General features: G+C 53.7%; 18 protein-coding genes. 7 read left to right on the top strand and 11 right to left on the bottom strand.

Annotated features, from left to right (window positions below):
* Window positions 1-51 precede the first annotated feature (51 nt).
* From rlpA to QEN32_RS15330, 6 genes are all read right to left on the bottom strand, one after another.
* Window positions 52-1,185, bottom strand: a complete 1,134-nt coding sequence (rlpA, locus tag QEN32_RS15355; protein WP_001231298.1) for an endolytic peptidoglycan transglycosylase RlpA — start codon at window positions 1,183-1,185, stop codon at window positions 52-54.
* Between the two features lie 10 nt (window positions 1,186-1,195).
* Entirely contained in the window at window positions 1,196-2,308 is a 1,113-nt protein-coding gene (gene mrdB / locus QEN32_RS15350) for a peptidoglycan glycosyltransferase MrdB (RefSeq protein WP_000131713.1), read from the bottom strand.
* Between the two features lie 2 nt (window positions 2,309-2,310).
* On the bottom strand, window positions 2,311-4,212 hold the full coding sequence (gene mrdA, locus QEN32_RS15345; protein ID WP_000828700.1) for a peptidoglycan DD-transpeptidase MrdA: 1,902 nt from the start codon (window positions 4,210-4,212) through the stop codon (window positions 2,311-2,313).
* Between the two features lie 30 nt (window positions 4,213-4,242).
* The gene (gene rlmH, locus QEN32_RS15340; protein ID WP_052938298.1) at window positions 4,243-4,710 is read right to left on the bottom strand and encodes a 23S rRNA (pseudouridine(1915)-N(3))-methyltransferase RlmH; all 468 of its coding nucleotides are present in this window, start codon (window positions 4,708-4,710) and stop codon (window positions 4,243-4,245) included.
* A 3-nt stretch (window positions 4,711-4,713) separates the two neighbouring features.
* Window positions 4,714-5,031, bottom strand: a complete 318-nt coding sequence (gene rsfS, locus QEN32_RS15335) for a ribosome silencing factor (RefSeq protein WP_001161670.1) — start codon at window positions 5,029-5,031, stop codon at window positions 4,714-4,716.
* 328 nt (window positions 5,032-5,359) lie between these two features.
* Window positions 5,360-5,968 carry an adenosylcobalamin/alpha-ribazole phosphatase gene (locus QEN32_RS15330; RefSeq protein ID WP_001241922.1) on the bottom strand — a complete coding sequence of 203 codons (609 nt, stop codon included), beginning with the start codon at window positions 5,966-5,968 and terminating at the stop codon, window positions 5,360-5,362.
* Window positions 5,969-6,064: 96 nt separating this feature from the next.
* On the opposite strand from QEN32_RS15330, the gene cobD reads away from it, so the two are divergent.
* Entirely contained in the window at window positions 6,065-7,159 is a 1,095-nt protein-coding gene (cobD, locus tag QEN32_RS15325) for a threonine-phosphate decarboxylase CobD (protein ID WP_023206855.1), read from the top strand.
* On the opposite strand, the gene nadD is transcribed toward cobD, so the two are convergent.
* The 4 genes from nadD to leuS are packed head-to-tail and all read right to left on the bottom strand — an operon-like array spanning window position 7,134 to window position 11,995.
* A complete protein-coding gene (gene nadD, locus QEN32_RS15320) occupies window positions 7,134-7,775 on the bottom strand; it encodes a nicotinate-nucleotide adenylyltransferase (protein ID WP_001518902.1) in 642 nt (213 codons plus the stop codon). The genes cobD and nadD overlap by 26 nt on opposite strands.
* Before the next feature lies 1 nt (window position 7,776).
* Window positions 7,777-8,808, bottom strand: a complete 1,032-nt coding sequence (holA, locus tag QEN32_RS15315; protein WP_000620491.1) for a DNA polymerase III subunit delta — start codon at window positions 8,806-8,808, stop codon at window positions 7,777-7,779.
* Window positions 8,808-9,398 carry an LPS assembly lipoprotein LptE gene (gene lptE / locus QEN32_RS15310; RefSeq protein ID WP_001269950.1) on the bottom strand — a complete coding sequence of 197 codons (591 nt, stop codon included), beginning with the start codon at window positions 9,396-9,398 and terminating at the stop codon, window positions 8,808-8,810. The genes holA and lptE overlap by 1 nt, the downstream gene beginning before the upstream one ends.
* 14 nt (window positions 9,399-9,412) lie before the next feature.
* A complete protein-coding gene (gene leuS / locus QEN32_RS15305) occupies window positions 9,413-11,995 on the bottom strand; it encodes a leucine--tRNA ligase (RefSeq protein ID WP_001157919.1) in 2,583 nt (860 codons plus the stop codon).
* A gap of 236 nt (window positions 11,996-12,231) precedes the next feature.
* Here leuS and QEN32_RS15300 point away from each other — a divergent pair, with 236 nt between their 5' ends.
* The 6 genes from QEN32_RS15300 (at window position 12,232) to QEN32_RS15275 (ending at window position 18,350) form a co-directional block, all read left to right on the top strand.
* On the top strand, window positions 12,232-12,573 hold the full coding sequence (locus QEN32_RS15300; protein ID WP_015632837.1) for a UxaA family hydrolase: 342 nt from the start codon (window positions 12,232-12,234) through the stop codon (window positions 12,571-12,573).
* 16 nt (window positions 12,574-12,589) lie between these two features.
* Entirely contained in the window at window positions 12,590-13,762 is a 1,173-nt protein-coding gene (locus QEN32_RS15295) for a UxaA family hydrolase (protein ID WP_001670689.1), read from the top strand.
* Between the two features lie 49 nt (window positions 13,763-13,811).
* A complete protein-coding gene (locus tag QEN32_RS15290; protein ID WP_000694480.1) occupies window positions 13,812-14,765 on the top strand; it encodes a 2-keto-3-deoxygluconate permease in 954 nt (317 codons plus the stop codon).
* A gap of 67 nt (window positions 14,766-14,832) precedes the next feature.
* Window positions 14,833-16,761: a sigma-54-dependent Fis family transcriptional regulator gene (locus QEN32_RS15285; RefSeq protein WP_001044182.1), complete on the top strand. Its 1,929-nt coding sequence runs from the start codon at window positions 14,833-14,835 to the stop codon at window positions 16,759-16,761.
* A gap of 92 nt (window positions 16,762-16,853) precedes the next feature.
* Window positions 16,854-17,327 (top strand): zinc ribbon-containing protein, encoded by a 474-nt coding sequence (locus tag QEN32_RS15280; protein ID WP_001044885.1) that lies wholly within the window; start codon window positions 16,854-16,856, stop codon window positions 17,325-17,327.
* A gap of 81 nt (window positions 17,328-17,408) precedes the next feature.
* A complete protein-coding gene (locus QEN32_RS15275) occupies window positions 17,409-18,350 on the top strand; it encodes a hypothetical protein (RefSeq protein WP_058821498.1) in 942 nt (313 codons plus the stop codon).
* Between the two features lie 28 nt (window positions 18,351-18,378).
* On the opposite strand, the gene QEN32_RS15270 is transcribed toward QEN32_RS15275, so the two are convergent.
* Window positions 18,379-19,374 (bottom strand): tetratricopeptide repeat protein, encoded by a 996-nt coding sequence (locus tag QEN32_RS15270; RefSeq protein ID WP_058821499.1) that lies wholly within the window; start codon window positions 19,372-19,374, stop codon window positions 18,379-18,381.
* Between the last annotated feature and the right edge of the window lie 58 nt (window positions 19,375-19,432).

The following is a 19,432-nucleotide window of genomic DNA, read 5'->3' as shown; positions in this document are numbered from 1 at the left end:
ACTTTGTTAATGTCATTTACAGAAATTGACAGTACAGATACCTGCGATCGGTTACTGCGCGCTGGCGATAAAGGACTGTAATTGTGCTTCTGTTTGCAAACGTTGCTGTAACGCGCTGGCTTCGGCTTTACTGGCAAAAGGCCCCAGTTGAATACGCCAGACCGCGCCGTTTTGTATTACGCGCCCTGGTACGCTGAACTGCTGGCTTAAACGCTGTTGGTACTGCTGCGCACGCGTTTGATCGCTGACGGCGCCGACCTGGACGACGAAACGACCGCTCGCCGCGGCGGCAGGCGCGCTCACCGGGGCAGATACCGGGGCCGCGGCAGCAGGCGCGCTCACCGGCGTCGCAGTCGCTGGAGCCGTCACCGGCGCGGAAACCGGCGCTGTCTGTGGTGCCGGCGTCGGTTCATTACCCTCCAGCACGCCAGGCGCCAGCGTGGTCGGCGCGCCGAGGAAGCCGCTGCTGCTCACCGGCGCGCCGGTGGTATCGTCACTTTTCAACGTGGAATTACTGACCGGAAGAACGTCGCCTTGCGGTTGCGCAGGCGCTGAAGAGGCGCTTCCCATTCCGCCGCTTAAATCAGGGCGAGGGGGCAGAGCGTAGGTCTGTTTCGCCACCGTCGTACAGGCCATCCCCGGGCCGGAGAGCGAACCATCCGGCGCCACGATAATGGGGTCAATCCGTACTTTAGTATTATTCGAGGTATTCAGACGATCCGCCGCCGCGCGGGACAGGGAGATGACCCGATCGGTGCCATAGGGGCCGCGATCGTTAATACGCACGACGATCATGCGACCGTTGGCCAGGTTGGTGATTCGCGCATAGCTGGGGATAGGCAGTGTCGGATGGGCGGCGGTAAGCTGCATCGGATCGAACATCTCCCCGGAGGCGGTTAAATTACTGCCGGGTTCCGCATCATAAATAGCGGCCAGGCCAGCCTGGCTAAAGCGGGACGGGTCCTGAACGATTTTATAACTTTTACCGTCACGCTGATAATCCTGGTTTGCGGTCGGATTCAGAGGTTCATAACGCGGTTCCGCTCCGCTGATTTCCACAGTCGGACCATTACATACCGCAGGTTGCGGCGCGACGGTGGTTTGCTGCTGACCGCCGTCATTAGTACATGCCGCGAGTAGTACTATCCCTGCCGCGACGCAGATTACAGGCAACTGCTTACGCATTGCGCACCCCTTATACGCTTTTCGACAACATTTTTCTGTGGGTGTGGATCGACATCACAATCCCGAACCCGGCCATCAGCACAATCAGTGCGGAGCCCCCGTAGCTGACCAGGGGTAAAGGTACTCCAACCACAGGCAGAATACCGCTCACCATACCAATATTTACGAAGACATAAACGAATAATATTAACATTAATCCGCCAGCCATCACGCGACCAAATGTAGTTTGCGCTCTGGCGGCAATCCACAAGCCGCGCATTATTAGCAAAATATAGAGCGCGAGCAGAATCAGGATGCCCACCAGACCGAGCTCTTCCGCCAGTACCGCGAAGATAAAGTCGGTATGGCGTTCGGGTAAAAACTCCAGCTGCGACTGGGTGCCGTGGAGCCAGCCTTTACCGCGCAGGCCGCCTGAGCCAATGGCGATTTTAGACTGAATAATATGATAGCCCGCGCCCAGCGGATCGGTCTCCGGATCAAGGAGCATCATGACGCGCTGGCGTTGGTAATCGTGCATCAGGAAAAACCACAAAATAGGAATAAATGCAGCGATCAATACAATGGCGACCCCAATTAAGCGCCAGCTCAGACCAGACAAAAATAGGACAAAGAGACCGGAAAGGGCGACCAGAATAGACGTCCCCAGGTCCGGCTGGGCGGCGACCAGCAGGGTAGGCATAAAGATTAATACCAGGGCGATGGCGGTATTTTTCAGCGAGGGCGGGCAGACGTCGCGGTTAATAAAGCGGGCGACCATCAGCGGCACGGCGATTTTGGCTATTTCCGAAGGCTGAAAGCGAACGATTCCCAGATCGAGCCAGCGCTGCGCGCCTTTGGATATTGCGCCGAAGGCATCAACGGCGACCAGCAGAATGATACAAATGATATAGAGATAGGGCGCCCAGCCTTCATACACGCGCGGCGGGATCTGCGCCATCACCACCATGACCACCAGCCCCATCGCAATCTGACCGATTTTACGCTCCATCATGCCGATGTCCTGGCCGCTGGCGCTCCAGATGACCAATGCGCTGTAAACCAGTAACGCCAGCAGAATAAGTAGCATCGTGGGATCGATATGAATTTTATCCCAGAAGGTTTTTTTGTTCGGATTATCCGTCATGATTATTGGTCCTCCGCCGCTGCAACCACCGGGTTTTCCGCAGGCAAATGGGTGTTGTTGTCGCCCAGCATGATGTGATCAAGGATTTGGCGCATGATTGTGCCTACTGCCGGGCCTGCGCCGCCGTTTTCAAGGATGATCGCGACGGCGACCTGGGGATTGTTATACGGCGCAAAGGCGGTCATTAATTTATGGTCGCGCAGGCGCTCGGCGATTTTATGCGCATTGTACGTTTCGTTGGCCTTCAGGCCAAAGACCTGCGCGGTGCCCGACTTCGCCGCGATTTTATAGGGCGCGCTGGCAAAATATTTATGCGCCGTGCCGTTAGGGCGGTTGGCGACGCCATACATGCCATCTTTCGCAATTTCCCAGTAGCCGGAGTGAATATCGCCCACCGGCGGCTCATGCGGCTGTACCCACGGCACCTGTTTACCGTTTTCCGCGGTGCTCATTAACAGATGCGGGACTTTAACTACACCGTCGTTAATAAGGATCATCAGTGCCTTACTCATCTGAATCGGCGTCGCTGTCCAGTAACCCTGGCCGATGCCCACCGGAATCGTATCGCCCTGATACCACGGTTTTTTAAAGCGTTTCTGCTTCCACTCGCGGGTCGGCATATTACCAGAGCGCTCTTCTGCGAGATCAATTCCGGTATAGTGACCATAGCCGAACTTACCCATCCATTCTGACAGGCGATCGATCCCCATGTCATAGGCCACCTGATAGAAGAAGGTATCCGCCGACTCTTCAAGGGATTTGGTGATATTCAGATGCCCGTGGCCCCATTTTTTCCAGTCGCGGTAGCGTTTCTCAGACCCCGGCAACTGCCACCAGCCAGGGTCGAAAAGACTGGTGTTACGGGTGATGACGCCAGCGCTTAACGCCGATACGGCGACGTAAGGCTTAACGGTAGAAGCGGGTGGGTAGACACCCTGAGTCGCGCGGTTCACTAATGGCGTGTTCGGGTCGTTAAGCAGCCCGGAGTAATCTTTGCTGGAGATGCCATCCACGAAAAGGTTAGGGTCGTAACTTGGCATGGAGACCAGCGATAGCACGCCGCCGGTACGCGGATCGGTGACAATCACCGCCGCGCGACTGCCTGCCAGCAGCGTTTCAATATACTGCTGGAGCTTGAGATCCAGCGTCAGGTAGATATCGTGTCCGGCCTGCGGCGGCACCTCTTTAAGCTGGCGAATAACGCGACCGCGGTTGTTGACTTCAACCTCTTCATAACCGGTTTGCCCATGCAGAATATCTTCATAGTAGCGCTCAATGCCCAGCTTGCCGATGTCATGGGTGGCGGCGTAGTTCGCCAGTTTGTTTTCTCTGTCGAGACGCTCGACGTCTTTATCATTGATTTTCGATACGTAGCCGATAACGTGGGTCAGCGCCGATCCGTATGGATAATAGCGGCGTTTATAGCCTTTGACTTCAACGCCCGGAAAACGGTACTGGTTGACAGCAAAGCGCGCGACCTGAACTTCCGTCAGGTTTGTTTTCACCGGAATAGAAGTAAAGCGATGGGATCGGGCGCGCTCTTTTTTAAAGGCGGCGATATCGTCGTCGTTTAAATCGACCACACTGCGTAGCGCATCCAGCGTTTGCTGAACGTTATCCACCTTTTCCGGCATCATTTCAATCTGATAGATAGTGCGGTTCAGCGCAAGGGGAATGCCGTTACGGTCGTAGATTATCCCGCGACTTGGCGCAATTGGCACCAGCTTGATACGGTTTTCGTTCGAGCGGGTCTGGTAATCGGTAAAACGGAGAATTTGCAGATTATACAAATTGGCGATCAGTACGCCGGTCAGCAGCAAAATACCCAAAAAGGCGACCAGCGCCCGACGCACAAACAGTGCGGACTCAGCCGTATAGTCACGAAAAGAATTTTGTCGTTTCATCCGCTGCTTAATCTTCTCAAGACTTCACGATCACTCACGGTGATAAGGGTGGTTGGTTGTGATGCTCCACGCCCGGTACAAACTCTCCGCGACCAGAACCCGAACCAGCGGGTGAGGGAGCGTTAACGCCGAGAGCGACCAGCTCTGTTCCGCTGCCGCTTTGCAGGCGGGAGATAATCCTTCCGGGCCGCCAATCAGCAAACTGACGTCGCGCCCGTCCTGTTTCCAGCGCTCCAGCTCATTGGCTAACTGCGACGTATCCCACGGCTTGCCTGGAATATCCAGGGTAACAATGCGATTCTTACCGGCGGCGGCCAGCATCTGCTCGCCCTCTTTGTCGAGAATGCGTTTGATATCCGCGTTCTTGCCGCGTTTGCCCGCAGGGATTTCGATCAGCTCAAAGGGCATATCTTTCGGAAAACGACGCAGATATTCCGTAAATCCCGTTTGAACCCAGTCGGGCATCTTCGTGCCGACAGCGACAAGTTGCAGCTTCACGCATTAACTCCAGAGTTTTTCCAGTTCATACAGGCGGCGACTTTCTTCCTGCATGACATGCACAATCACATCGCCCAGATCGACGACAATCCAGTCAGCCGCATTTTCGCCTTCGACGCCTAACGGCAGCATACCGGCCGCGCGCGACGACTGCACCACGTGGTCGGCAATAGACATAACGTGACGGCTGGAGGTGCCGGTACAAATAATCATACAGTCGGTGATACTGGATTTACCCTGAACATCTAAGGCGATGATGTCCTGACCTTTCAGGTCATCAATTTTGTCGATAACAAAATCCTGGAGTGCTTTACCCTGCAAGTTTTCCCCCTGGGTGAATAATTGCGTTATAACGATAGAAAAAAGGCCAACAGGCTGGACCGGTAAGGCGTTGCGAGTTAACGCTAACCTTCCGGCGGGACGCCGTGTAGTATACCTGAATCAGCGACGATACCGGGACTTATGTCGCCGGATCGGCGTTTAAAACCAGATTATCATCCCATCCCACGTCACAGAAAGCATCGCCATTTTTGTAAAACAATTTCTGCAAAGCTCTGCAAGGTGAAAAAAGCCTGGCTGCGGAGAATAACAGCCTGTCGGGGGCTGTCAATGGGCGAAACCGCTGCGGCGAGAAAAAACGGAAAATTCATCACTCAGGCCGCCAGACGGCACGACTATTTAATACTTTCAGGGTGGCGAACCCTTCGCATATGTCGATTGCGCTCCAGCATCCCTGTTCTACCCGGAAATGCCATAGCGAGGCGGCGGGCATTGCGAGCAGACGGGCAATCAACAGGCTGAGTACGCCCTGATGGCTGACGATCAGCAGGTTCTGGCAATCGCTAAACGCGTCGAGTCGCGAGATAAAGCGCTCTACGCGCCGGGTAAAAGCCTGAAAACCCTCGCCATTGGTCGGAACCGCATTCTGCCAGTCCGTACACCAGGCGGCATAGCTTTCGGCATCTTCATGGGTGAGGTCGCGGTGATGGCGCATTTCCCAGTCGCCGAAGTACATCTCATTAAGCTCAGGTAAGATGTGTTGCGGCACATCCCGGCCCTCCAGTACGAGCCGGGCGGTATGGCGCGCGCGCTCCAGCTCGCTGCATAACACCCGGTCAAATGGCGCGTGGCGCAATAAAGTATGTAGCGTTTTCGCCTGGCCAATCCCTTTTTCCGTTAACGGCGTGGGAGCATGTCCGCTATACAACCCGGCGACATTGGCCTCGGTTTCGCCATGACGCACCAGCCACAATCGCATGGTATTCCTCATGAGGTTAAATGCGCAAAACATGATAATGCCCCTGATTGCGCAACGTTTTTTTCACTAAAATAGCGTTTTTTGGCCGGAGGCATAATGGCGTTATTCAACAGCGCGCATGGCGGTAATATTCGGGAAGCCGCGACGGTGTTGGGCATCTCGCCTGACCAGTTACTGGATTTTAGCGCAAACATTAATCCGCTGGGTATGCCTGTCAGCGTGAAACGCGCGCTTATCGACAATCTGGACTGCATTGAGCGCTACCCGGACGCCGATTATTTTCATTTGCACCAGGCGCTGGCGCGTCACCATCAGGTGCCGGCATCGTGGATACTGGCGGGAAATGGCGAGACGGAGTCAATCTTTACCGTGGCGAGCGGTCTTAAACCGCGTCGTGCAATGATTGTCACGCCAGGTTTCGCGGAGTATGGCCGGGCGCTGGCGCAAAGTGGCTGTGAAATTCGTCGCTGGTCTCTACGCGAAGCGGATGGCTGGCAGCTTACCGATGCCATTCTTGAGGCGTTGACGCCCGATCTGGACTGCCTGTTTCTGTGTACGCCCAATAATCCTACCGGCCTGCTGCCGGAGCGGCCGTTATTACAGGCCATTGCCGATCGCTGCAAATCGCTGAACATTAACCTGATCCTGGATGAAGCGTTTATCGATTTTATTCCGCATGAGGCGGGCTTTATTCCTGCTCTTAAAGATAATCCGCATATCTGGGTGCTGCGTTCGCTGACCAAATTTTATGCCATTCCCGGCCTGCGGTTGGGATATCTCGTCAATAGCGATGACGCGGCGGTGGCGCGGATGCGTCGCCAACAAATGCCGTGGTCGGTTAACGCGCTGGCGGCGCTTGCCGGTGAGGTAGCGTTACAGGATAGCGCCTGGCAACAGGCGACCTGGCATTGGTTACGGGAGGAGGGCGCCCGGTTTTATCAGGCGCTTTGTCAGCTCCCCCTGCTGACGGTCTATCCCGGGCGGGCAAACTATCTGTTGTTACGCTGTGAGCGAGAGGATATTGACCTGCAGCGGCGGTTGCTGACGCAGCGGATTTTAATTCGTAGCTGCGCTAACTACCCGGGGCTGGACAGCCGCTATTATCGTGTGGCGATACGCAGCGCTGCGCAAAACGAGCGTCTGCTGTCGGCGCTGCGCAATGTGCTTACCGGTATAACCCCTGCTGATTGATGTAGTTCAGCACGTTTTCCGGCAACAGATCGTCGCAGGATTCGCCTTTTTCCAGCCGTTCGCGGATGAGGGTTGCGGAGATATTAAGCCAGGGCGTTTCCGCCAGGTAAATTTTACCGGCTGGCAACTGGTGCAGATCGTCCGGCGTATGGGTCAGATGCTGTTCCAGCCACTGCTGGTGTTGCGCCTGCGTCATTTCAAGGGGGTAGCCGGGACGACGACAAACGATCAGGTGAGTGTTATCAAGGATGGTGTCGTAATCATGCCAGGTGGGGAAGTTAAGCAGCGAGTCCTGGCCGATAATAAACGCCAGCGGCGCTTCGGGGCCCTGTTCTTCGCGCCATGCTTTCAGCGTTTGCGCAGTGTAAGAGGGCGCGTTTCGCTGTAGCTCGCGTTCATCCAGCGTAAAAAGCGGCTTATCGGCGATAGCCAGCTCCAGCATATATTTACGCTGCGCGCTGGAGGCTTCCGGCTGGGGGCGATGCGGCGGCACATTGTTAGGCATAATAATCACCCGCGATAAGCCGATCAGATTCGCCAGCGTTTCAACAGGTTTAAGATGTCCATAATGCACCGGATCAAAGGTGCCGCCGAATAAAGCCTGTAACGATTTCATATCACCCATCAATAAATACGTCTGCCAGCGCCTTATGGCAGAGCAGGAGCGACAGCCCTTCAAGATCTGCCCATACCGACTGACCATAATCCTGTTTGAGCGTAATTTCTGTACGCGTCAGTAACTGCACGGCCTGGCGAAGCTGCGCAGGATGGAGACGCTGCAACGCGTCACCGATCATGGGGCGACGGTTTTGCCAGACCCGGTGTTTATCAAACAGCGCGCGTAACGGCGTATGCGCGGACTGACGTTTGAGATTTACCAGTAGCAGCAGCTCTCGCTGGAGGGTGCGCAGCAGAATAACCGGTTCGCTGCCTTCAAGGCGTAGCTGTTGCAGAATATGCAGCGCGCGTTTGCTTTTCCCCATCAGTAACGCATCCACCCAGTGGAAAGGGGTAAAGTGGGCGGCGTCATTGACAGCCTGCTCCACGCGAGGAAGCGTTAACTTACCGTCAGGCCAAAGCAGCGACAGCCGTTCCAGCGCCTGCGCCAGCGCCAACAGATTGCCCTCATAGCAATAGCACAGCAGTTGGTTCGCGGCGTCATCCAGTTGCAAATTCTGTGCTTTCGCTCTGGCGGCCACCCAGCGGGGAAGCTGCGCCTGCTCCGGCGTCTGACAACTGACCTGAACGCTACGGTCTGCCAGCGCGGTATACCAGGCGGCGTTTTCCTGCGCTTTGGTGAGCTTGTTTCCGCGTACTATTAATAACAGGTCGTCATGCAGCAGCTCGCTCAGGGTGGCGAGTTGCTCATTCATTGCCGCGTTAGGCCCGTTTTCCGGCAGTTGCAGCACCAGCGTTTGACGGCTGGCGAACAGGCTCATCGCCTGGCAAAGTGAGAAAAGCGATCCCCAGTCGGTACTGGGATCGAGAGTAAAAGCGTGGTGCTCTTCGAAGCCTTGCGACGCAGCCGCCAGACGAATAGCGTCCTGACTTTCCTGCAGCAGCAGCGGATCGTTGCCCAATAGCAGATATGCCGCACGCAGCCCTTCGTTGAGCTGCGCGCGGAGTTGTTCAGGATACAACCTGATCATTAGTTACTCAGCGTAGTGGAGACGCGTGCTGGCGTAGAGGCGGGCGCCGCCGTCTCATTGTCGGCGGTAGCCTCCTCTTTCGTCGCCTGAATATCCGCCGCGCGGACGCTGGTCAGCTTACGAATCAGCTGTTCAGCGGCTTTGTCGTACATCTCCTGAACGATCATGGCCTGCTCGTTATCCTTCGCCAACGCCATCTGCGGGTTATCGAAGAACGAACGGTACACTTTCGTGCTGATAGGATAGATGTCATGGCCCGGAATCAATACCGAGGCATTGACGGTCATCACCATCTGATATTCCGCCGTCTGGCCGTCCTGGAACACTGACGCCGTATCCTGCGAAATAGTCACCGTTCCAAGCCGCAGAGACGGAACGTCTTTGCGCGTTGTGTCTTTATCAAGCAGGTTTACGTTATTCAGCCGTAACTGATTACGTACCGCACGACTTAGCGGACCGTTCGGATCGCCGGAATCGAGGATCATCGTTTTCATTGAAGCCGGAACCTGCGTAGTGCTACGCAGATGCCAGCCGCATCCGGCGGTGACCAGCACCGCCAGAGATAACAACAGTGTTACCAGATATCGCACGCTTCCTCCCGCGCTTAGCCAACAACCAGATTGAGGAGTTTACCCGGAACGTAAATCACTTTACGCACGGTAACGCCATCAAGATATTTTGCCACCAGATGTTCCTGGCCTGCACGTTCACGCACCTGTTCTTCGGTGGCATCCACCGCAACGGTGATCTTACCGCGAACTTTACCGTTAACCTGCACGACAACCAGCGTGGTGTTTTCCACCATTGCCTGCTCGTCGGCAACCGGCCACGGTGCGTTGTCGATATCGCCTTCGCCACCCAGTTCCTGCCACAAGGTAAAGCAGACGTGCGGGGTGAACGGGTTAAGCATACGCACGACGGCCTGCAGCGCTTCCTGAAGCAGTGCGCGGTCTTGTTCGCCTTCCTGCGGGGCTTTCGCCAGTTTGTTCATCAACTCCATGATCGCCGCAATGGCGGTGTTGAACGTCTGACGGCGGCCGATATCATCGGTCACTTTGGCAATGGTTTTATGCACATCGCGACGCAGCGCTTTTTGATCTTCGCTCAGCGCATCGACGTTCAGCGCCGCGACAGAACCTTTAGCTGTGTGTTCGTAAACCAGCTTCCAGACGCGTTTAATAAAGCGGTTTGCGCCTTCTACGCCGGACTCCTGCCATTCCAGAGTCATATCCGCCGGAGAAGCGAACATCATAAACAGGCGTACCGTATCCGCGCCATAACGTTCAACCATTACCTGCGGGTCGATACCGTTATTTTTCGACTTGGACATTTTACTCATGCCAGTGTAGACCAGCTCATGACCTGCTGCGTCTTTTGCTTTGACGATGCGGCCTTTTTCATCGCGCTCGACGATAGCGTCAACTGGCGAAACCCAGTTACGCTCGCCGTTCTCGCCGACATAATAGAACGCATCCGCCAGTACCATGCCCTGACACAGCAACTGCTTAGCCGGCTCGTCAGAGGTGACCATGCCCGCATCGCGCATCAGCTTATGGAAGAAGCGGAAGTAGAGCAGGTGCATGATGGCATGTTCAATACCGCCGATGTAGATGTCGACTGGCAGCCAGTAGTTTGCCGCTTTCGAATCCAGCATTCCTTCCTGATACTGCGGGCAGGTGTAACGCGCGTAGTACCATGACGATTCCATAAAGGTGTCGAAGGTGTCGGTTTCACGCAGCGCCGGCATACCGTTAACGGTAGTTTTCGCCCACTCAGGATCGGCCTTGATCGGGCTGGTGATGCCGTCCATGACGACGTCTTCCGGCAAAATAACCGGCAGTTGATCTTCCGGCGTCGGCAGCACGGTGCCGTCTTCCAGGGTGACCATCGGGATCGGCGCGCCCCAGTAACGCTGACGGGAAACGCCCCAGTCACGCAGACGGTAGTTCACTTTACGTTCGCCGACGCCTTTTTCCGCCAGTTTATCGGCAATGGCGTTAAACGCCGCTTCAAAGGCCAGGCCGTCGAACTCGCCGGAGTTAAACAGCACGCCTTTTTCGGTCAGCGCCTGTTCGGAAAGATCCGGCTCGGAACCGTCGGCGGCCAGAATCACCGGCTTGATGGTCAAACCGTATTTGGAGGCAAATTCGTAGTCGCGCTGATCGTGACCCGGAACGGCCATCACCGCGCCTGTGCCGTACTCCATCAGGACAAAGTTTGCCGCCCAGACCGGGATCTCTTCGCCAGTTAACGGATGAATCGCTTTATAGCCGGTGTCGACGCCTTTTTTCTCCATGGTCGCCATTTCGGCTTCGGCCACTTTGGTGTTACGGCATTCGTCGATGAACGCCGCCAGCTCGGCGTTGTTCGCCGCCGCTTTTTGCGCCAGCGGATGACCGGCGGCCACCGCCAGGTAAGTGGCGCCCATAAAGGTATCCGGGCGGGTGGTATAGACGGTCAGCGTGTTATCGTAACCCTTCACATCGAAGGTGATTTCCACGCCTTCAGAGCGGCCAATCCAGTTGCGCTGCATCGTTTTTACGGTATCAGGCCAGTGGTCCAGCTTATCCAGATCGCGCAACAGCTCGTCTGCGTAAGCGGTGATTTTGATAAACCACTGTGGGATCTCTTTACGCTCAACTTTGGTGTCGCAGCGCCAGCAGCAGCCGTCGATCACCTGTTCGTTGGCGAGAACGGTCTGATCGTTCGGGCACCAGTTAACGGCAGAAGTCTTCTTGTACACCAGGCCTTTTTTATACAGCTCGGTGAAGAATTTCTGTTCCCAGCGGTAGTATTCCGGGGTGCAGGTCGCGATTTCACGGCTCCAGTCATAGCCAAAACCCAGCGTTTTGAGCTGGTTTTTCATGTACGCGATGTTGTCGTACGTCCACGGCGCCGGCGCGGTGTTGTTCTTCACCGCCGCGCCTTCCGCCGGCAGGCCGAAGGCGTCCCAGCCGATTGGCTGCAGCACGTTTTTGCCCAGCATACGCTGGTAGCGGGCAACCACGTCGCCGATGGTGTAGTTACGTACGTGGCCCATGTGTAGTCGGCCAGAAGGATAGGGAAGCATCGACAGGCAGTAATACTTCTCTTTGCTCTCGTCTTCGGTCACTTCAAATGTGCGCTTCTCATCCCAGTGAAGCTGTACTTTGGATTCTATCTCTTCCGGGCGGTATTGCTCTTGCATGGCAGCCAGTAGTCCTGTTTTCGATACAGCTACAAATGTAGCTTTAGAGGTGGTGTTTAGATCCGCATAGCATAGCCCAAACACGCACGTCAAAACAGGGGGTAGAACATTTGTCGCGCCAGGCGTTCATGAGGAGGTGACGCAAAATGCGACACGACTGAGGCAAATTACCGCAGTTCCTGTCACCGCCAGATCGGCCCATAAAAATAAAGTCATATAAAACATACAATTAAAAAATGGCACGCCTTTTGATTAGGGAGGACAGGACTAAAGCAAAGGAGTTAATCGTGAAAAAAAATGCAGTGGTGATTCACCCTCAGGATTGCGTCGCGACGGCTATTACGGCGCTCAAGGCCGGCGAAACCGCCACAATGTTCGTTGGCGAACGCGAGATAAGCGTTGTGTTACATCAGGATGTGCCATTTGGCCACAAATTCGCCATCTGCGATGTGCCTTTTCATGGCGAAGTTTATAAATATGGTGAATCCATTGGCCGCGCCACTCAGGAAATAAAAAGTGGCGACTATGTGCACGTCCACAATGTGGAAAGCGAACGCGGACGTGGTGACTGGAAATAATATAAAACAAGGGAAAATGATTATGAGCAATGAGACTTTTTTGGGTTTCCGCCGCCCTGACGGCCGTTTTGGCATCCGTAATTATGTACTGATTTTACCTACCAGCGTTTGTGCGAATAAAGTTGCCCAAGATATTGCCCGGCAGGTAAAAGGCGCGACATGGGTGAATAACGATTTTGGCTGCTGCCAGGTGGCAGGCGATGCGCGTCTGACGGAAAAGACATTGATTAATGTGGCGAATAATCCCAACGTCGGCGCTATTGTGGTTGTGGGCTTAGGCTGTGAAGGCGCGGAGCCGCTGCGCATCGCAGAAGAGATTACCGCATTTGGCAAACCGACTTCCTGCATTACCATTCAGGAAGAGGGCGGCACGCTTAAATGTCAGGCCAGGGGGATTTCGCTGGCCCGCGACTATGCGCAACAACTCTCCATGCAAAAACCGCAGCAAGCACCGGTTAGCGAGCTGCTGCTGGCGATGGAGTGCGGCGGGTCAGATACGACATCGGGGCTGGCGTCTAACCCTTCCTGCGGGGTCGCCTCGGATAAGCTGATACGCTGCGGCGGAAGCTCAATTCTTTCTGAAACGACGGAATTTATTGGTGCCGAGCATGTGATGGCGAAACGCGCGGTGACGCCGGAGGTTGGTCAACAGCTTATTGATTTAGTGGTCGGCTGCGAGGCGCGAGCAAAAGCGCTGGGCGAGGATATTCGCGGGGGACAGCCGACGCCGGGCAATATTAAAGGCGGGTTGACTACCATTGAAGAAAAATCGTTAGGCTGTATGCATAAAGCAGGTCATGCGCCGTTACAGGGCGTCCTGGAATATGCCGATAGTCCAACGCATCCGGGCCTGTGGATTATGGATACCCCGGGGCAGGATATTGAATCTATTTCCGGCATGGTGGCGGGTGGAGCGCAGATCGTTATTTTTACTACGGGTCGCGGAACGCCTGCCGGTAACCCAATAGCGCCGGTAATAAAAATTACGGGTAATAAAGCAACGTGGGAAATGATGCAGGACAATATTGATATTGATGTGTCCGCCATTATGTCTGGCGAGGCTTCTATTACACAAATGGGCGAGGAAATTTATCAGGAAATTTTACGTGTCGCGAATGGGAAAACGACTAAATCAGAAGATTTAGGTCATAACGAATTCTCTATTTATAAGATCGCGCCGACGTTCTGATATCAAATCGGGCAGCACAAGCTGTCCGGTTATCTCCTGGGAATAAGCTATGAAAATTAAAAAAACACTGGAACGTTTTCCTGGTGGTATGATGGTTGTACCGCTAATCATCGGCGCATTGTTTAAAACCTTTGCCCCGGAGGCGCTGGAAATAGGCGGTTTTGTCACTTCTATTTCGCATGGCGCAATGGCGATTTTAGGCATGTTTTTAGTCTGTATGGGCGCGGATATCCAGTTTAAAGCTGCGCCGAAAGCACTGAAAAAAGGCGCTGCTATCACCTTTGCGAAATTTGCCAGCGGCGTGATTATTGGCATTCTGGTCGGAAAATTTTGCGGCCCGGATGGGTTATTAGGTCTGTCGGCTTTAGCGATTATTTCGGCGATGACCAACTCGAACAGTGGGTTATATGCCGCGTTGGTGGGGGAGTACGGCGATGAAACCGACGGCGGCGCGATTGCGGTAATATCGTTGAACGATGGTCCCTTTTTCACCATGCTGGCGTTAGGGTCGGCAGGCATGGTGTCGATACCCTTTATGAATCTGGTGGCGGTTATTATTCCCATTATCATTGGCATGATTTTGGGTAATCTGGATGAGGACATGCGCAAGTTTCTTAAACAGGGCAGCGTGGTAACGATTCCCTTTTTTGCCTTTGGGTTAGGATACGGTATTGATTTCGCAAGACTTATCACGGCAGGTTCTTCAGGCATTTTACTGGGACTCATGACGGTGGCGATTGGCGGATTTTTTAATATTTTCGCCGATCGTGTGACGGGAGGCAGCGGCGTGGCAGGCGCGGCGGTATCCACCACCTCTGGCAACGCCGTCGCGACGCCAGCGGCAATCGCGCTGCTCGATCCGCATTTTACCGACCTGGCGTCGACGGCGGCGGCGCAGGTGGCGGCCTCGACGATTATTACCGCTCTGTGCGCCCCCTTCCTGACCGTATGGATAAAAAAACGCTACGATCGTAAACTGAACCCAGCCGCCGCAGGCGGTTAGCGTTTCGGCGGAAAATAAATCACGACGGGCGGTCTCGCCCGTTCATAAACCAACAGGATGGTGAGTGATGAATAAGACGAAAGATATAGCCGCATCTCCTCTCTGTTTTGTCTCTCCTTACCCTCAACTGGCAAAGGCTGCCGAGGCGCTGGTCGCGCAGTTGGATTACGCCGTCACTATTCATCAAACGACGCTTAATCGTATCCTGGATGAGCTACCTTTATTAGAGTCCCGTGGGCACCAGGTACTGATTAGTCGTGGCGGCTGTGCGGAAATATTAAAAAAGCACAGTAAATTACCGGTAGTCGAAATTAAAATGTCCGGCTACGACATTCTTGATGCGCTTATCCCTTTTAAAGGACAAAAAGGCACTGTCGGTATTGTCGGCTTTTCCAGTGTGATCAAAGGATGCGCGCGCGTAGCGGAACAGTTAAATATTAACTATAAAATTTTTACCTTACAGGGAAATGATAAAGAAACGATTTCTTGCCTGAAGCGGCAATTAGCGTCCACGCCATTAGATTGCATTGTTGGCGATACCGTTTGTCAGGATTATTTTTCACCGCTGGGCTCGCAATTCCGTTTACTTGATTCCAGCCCCGCCTCAATAACCGAAGCTCTGGAAGAAGCCCGCTCATTATATCTGGCTTTTCGCAGCCAATTACTGGAGCGCCATCATCTGCAGCTGATTCTCGATCAGTTTGATAAAGCTGTTATCACGCTTGATGATACCGGCGCGTTACTGCATTACAATAAATATGCGAGCCAACTTTTTAAAATTAACGCCTCCGGTGAGATTTATGACGCATCTTTCCTGAAACAGGTATTGCACCAGGAGCGGCATACATTACGTGAGGGAAAAACCGTCAGCGCGAAAGTCGTCGATACGCCGCAAGGCGCGATGGTGGTTAATCTGTATCCGGTATTTGCGGCCAGACAGTTAAGCCGGGTAGTGTTGACGATGCAAACCGTCTCCAGTTTACAGGGGGCGGAACATCATGTTCGCCGCCAGGAACTGTCTCGCCGTGGCTTGAGCGCCCGCTATCATTTCGACGATCTGCTTACCGAAAACCCGGAAATGCTGCGTCGTCTGGCGATCATTAAAAATTATGCCGGTACGGACGCGACTATCTTAATTAATGGCGAAAGCGGGACGGGAAAAGAGGTGCTGGCGCAAAGTATTCATAATGCCAGCCAACGCGTCAACGGCCCGTTTGTCGCCATTAACTGCGGCGCGATGGCCCCTCAGATTCTGGAGAGCGAACTCTTTGGCTATGTCGCCGGCGCATTTACCGGCGCGTCGCCGAAAGGCAAAATAGGCCTGTTTGAATTAGCGCACCACGGTACCATTTTTCTGGATGAGATTAGCGAACTGGATAAACCGCTACAGACGCGCTTATTACGGGTATTGCAGGAGCGGCAGATTATGCGGCTGGGCTCGGACCAGATGATACCTGTTGATATTCGCGTGATTGCGGCGACCAATCAGACGTTAACGAAGCTCATTGCGGACGGGACATTTCGCGAAGATCTTTACTATCGGCTTAACGTATTAAAAGTGACCACCATCCCGCTACGCAAACGTCCGGAGGATATCAAAGCCATCGGCCTGTCGCTGCTTACTAGTTTCAGCCAGCATTATAAACGCCCGGCACTAACGTTAACCCCGGCGCTGTGGCAAGAGCTTCAGCGCTTCGCCTGGCCCGGAAACGTCAGGCAGTTAAGCAATATTATCGAACGGCTGGTGCTCTCTATTGATCACTCCCCGGCAACGCTGGATGAGGGTCGCCTCTTGCTGGACGATCTGGAAGAGGGGAGCCGACGCGAGCCAACTACCTGCCACGACTGCCAGATGCTGGCTGGCGATTATAAAACGATTCGCCTGCGTATTTTGAGAAAATTATTAGAGGCGGAAAGGGATAATAAATCGTTAGTGGCGAAACGGTTAAATGTCGATCGTACCTCGCTGACGCGCTGGATACGTGAGTCGGCCTGACAAGAATTTACAGACTCTGTGGGCAGCCTTGCAAAGCGTAACGCAAATAACGTCTATTATTATAGGCAGTTAACGATCCAAGAGGTGAAGTGATGAACAAGGTTGCTCAATATTACCGTGAACTGGTGGCCTCATTAAGCGAGCGTTTACGCAATGGCGAGCGCGACATTGATGCGCTGGTGGAGCAGGCGCGCCAGCGCGTGATGCAAACAGGGGAGTTAACGCGAACCGAGGTGGACGAACTGACGCGCGCTGTCAGACGCGATCTGGAAGAGTTCGCCATGAGCTACGAAGAGAGCCAGGAAGATAGCGTCTTCTTGCGGGTGATTAAAGAGAGTCTCTGGCAGGAACTGGCGGACATTACCGACAAAACCCAGCTGGAATGGCGTGAAGTCTTCCAGGATTTGAATCACCACGGCGTGTATCACAGTGGCGAAGTGGTGGGGTTAGGGAATCTGGTGTGCGAGAAATGCCACTATCATCTGGCGGTTTACACGCCGGATGTGCTGCCGCTCTGCCCGAAGTGTGGGCACGATCAGTTCCAGCGCAGGCCGTTTGAGCCGTAAGGTTCATTATTGCAGGGAGCAGGCGTATGATCGCCTGCTCAGTAGGTTTATCAGGAATCGTAACTGACAAGGAATGTGTTGATGAATGTGTTTTGCTCCATGGGTTGCCGGGCTGTGGTTTTGCTATGGGGGCTGGGATCCTTTTCCGCTTTCGCCGCGCTGACGCCAGCCGACGGACAGCAAATCAACGCGTTGGTGGATAGTTGGAACGATGCTCTGAATCGAACGGAAAGCACGCCGCCGCAGTCACTGTATAGGGGAAAGGTGGAGTGGTATGGTCAGTCGCTTTCCGCGCAGCAGGTTGTGGCCAGGGAGCAGGCGTTTTTGGCGAAAAATAGTGACTATCAGCAACACATTGTCACCGCATTGAATATTCAGCCAGCGGAAGATGATAAATCAGTCATCGTTCGTTTTGTTAAACGCGCAGGTACGACGGGAAAAATGACCAACTATCCCGAGGAAATATTGCTGATGCGCGACGCGGCGGGATGGCGAATCACCCGCGAAACCGACGGCATTACGCGTGCTAATCAGAGTAAAGAGAAAAGTGCCGAAGTTGCCAGGGGTAAATTTGATGGCCAACATTTGAGCTACGTCTGGCTTCGCGAGGAAAATCCACGGACTGGCGGCGCGTGTTCGGACGATAGTGATTGTGATTGCTCGCTGTGGAGCAGCGATGCGGAAGTGAAGCCAGTGAAGTTATCGCAATGCCTGGTCGGAAATGTTGAGACGCTATCCGGGTTGGACGATAGCGGGCGGGATCGCGTCATGGTTTCTCCACAATGGTGGAGTAGCGTATTTCGTGTGGTGTATCTGTTTGATATCCAGAAGAAACAATGGATTCAGGCCACGTCCGCTTTTACTCGCAACCTTAATATGCAGCCGACGGAAACAGCATCGGATTTGGTGAAACCCGATTTACAGCGTCCGGGGCGGATACGCGTCACGCAGGCTATCTATGACGACGCGAAAGAGGTGACGACTATTGACGTGATTAGCCAGCCCCTCTGGACGCTGAAATAACCAATATTGCTCTGTATCGAAGCCTGTATCACGCATTCAACTGCGCTTCCAGTTTGCGGATCTCTTCGTCGACGTTCCATTTGCCCGTGGGCTGTGCTTTTTTGAACCAGTAGAGCGCTTGTTGTAGGTCTTGTGCGGTACCGTATCCATCTCTGTACATGCATCCGAGGTTGTACCAGCCCGATGAATTGTTACATTCTGCTGATTTGTGGAACCATTCCAGTGCTAGCGAATAATTTTGCTCGACGCCATGACCGCATTTGTACATCCAGCCGATACTGTTATAGGCATCATCGTCACCCTGGTCTGCCGCTTTTCGAAACCAGTATATTGCCTGCTGGTAATCTTGTTTGATACCTTTTCCGATGTAATAACAATAGCCCATCTGATATTGCGAGTAGCTGCTCTCTTGTAGCGCGCTCTTCTTGTACCAAAGGGCGGCAAGGGATAAATTTTTCCGACATCCTTTCCCATTGCCATACATATACGCCAGTCTTTCCTGGCTGGCGCAATGGCCTTGTAATGCTGCCTGTTTAAACCAGTAGAGTGCCTGTGTATCATTTTGCTCTACGCCAGTTCCTGAATGATACATTCTCCCGAGATTATATTGCGCAAGGTTGTGGCTCTGTTCTGCTCCTTTGCGATACCAGGCAACGGCCTGGGCATAATCTGGCGCCATCCCGGTTTCTCCTTCCTGAACCCAGCCTAATGTGTTGAAAGCGTGGCGGTGTCCTTGCTGTGCGGCTTTTTCTGACCAGAATAAAGCCAGCGTATTATCTTTCATGTCGGTAGGCGTGTCTTTGTATCGTAAGCCGAGCCAATATTGCGCCTCGCAATGCCCTTGCTCGGCCGCCTGCTGTAGCCAATAAAAAGAGAGCTTATCCTCTTCGCTGCCATCTATACGTTCGTCATTATATAAATGGCCTAATATATATTGAGCTTCACTATTTCCTGACTGCGCCAGTTCGGTTAATTGTGCTAAAGATACGTTGTCGCAGGGATGACTGGTTATGGAATGATTCATTTTTTAATTTATCCCGCCATTGTTTTTTAGATTAATAATATATTGCGATTTGGCTTTG

It is taken from the genome of Salmonella sp. SA14318, from assembly GCF_029866905.1.
Classification (GTDB): domain Bacteria; phylum Pseudomonadota; class Gammaproteobacteria; order Enterobacterales; family Enterobacteriaceae; genus Salmonella; species Salmonella enterica.
The sequence above is the reverse complement of the archived record's forward strand: the minus strand, read 5'-3'. Positions and strand labels throughout refer to the sequence as shown.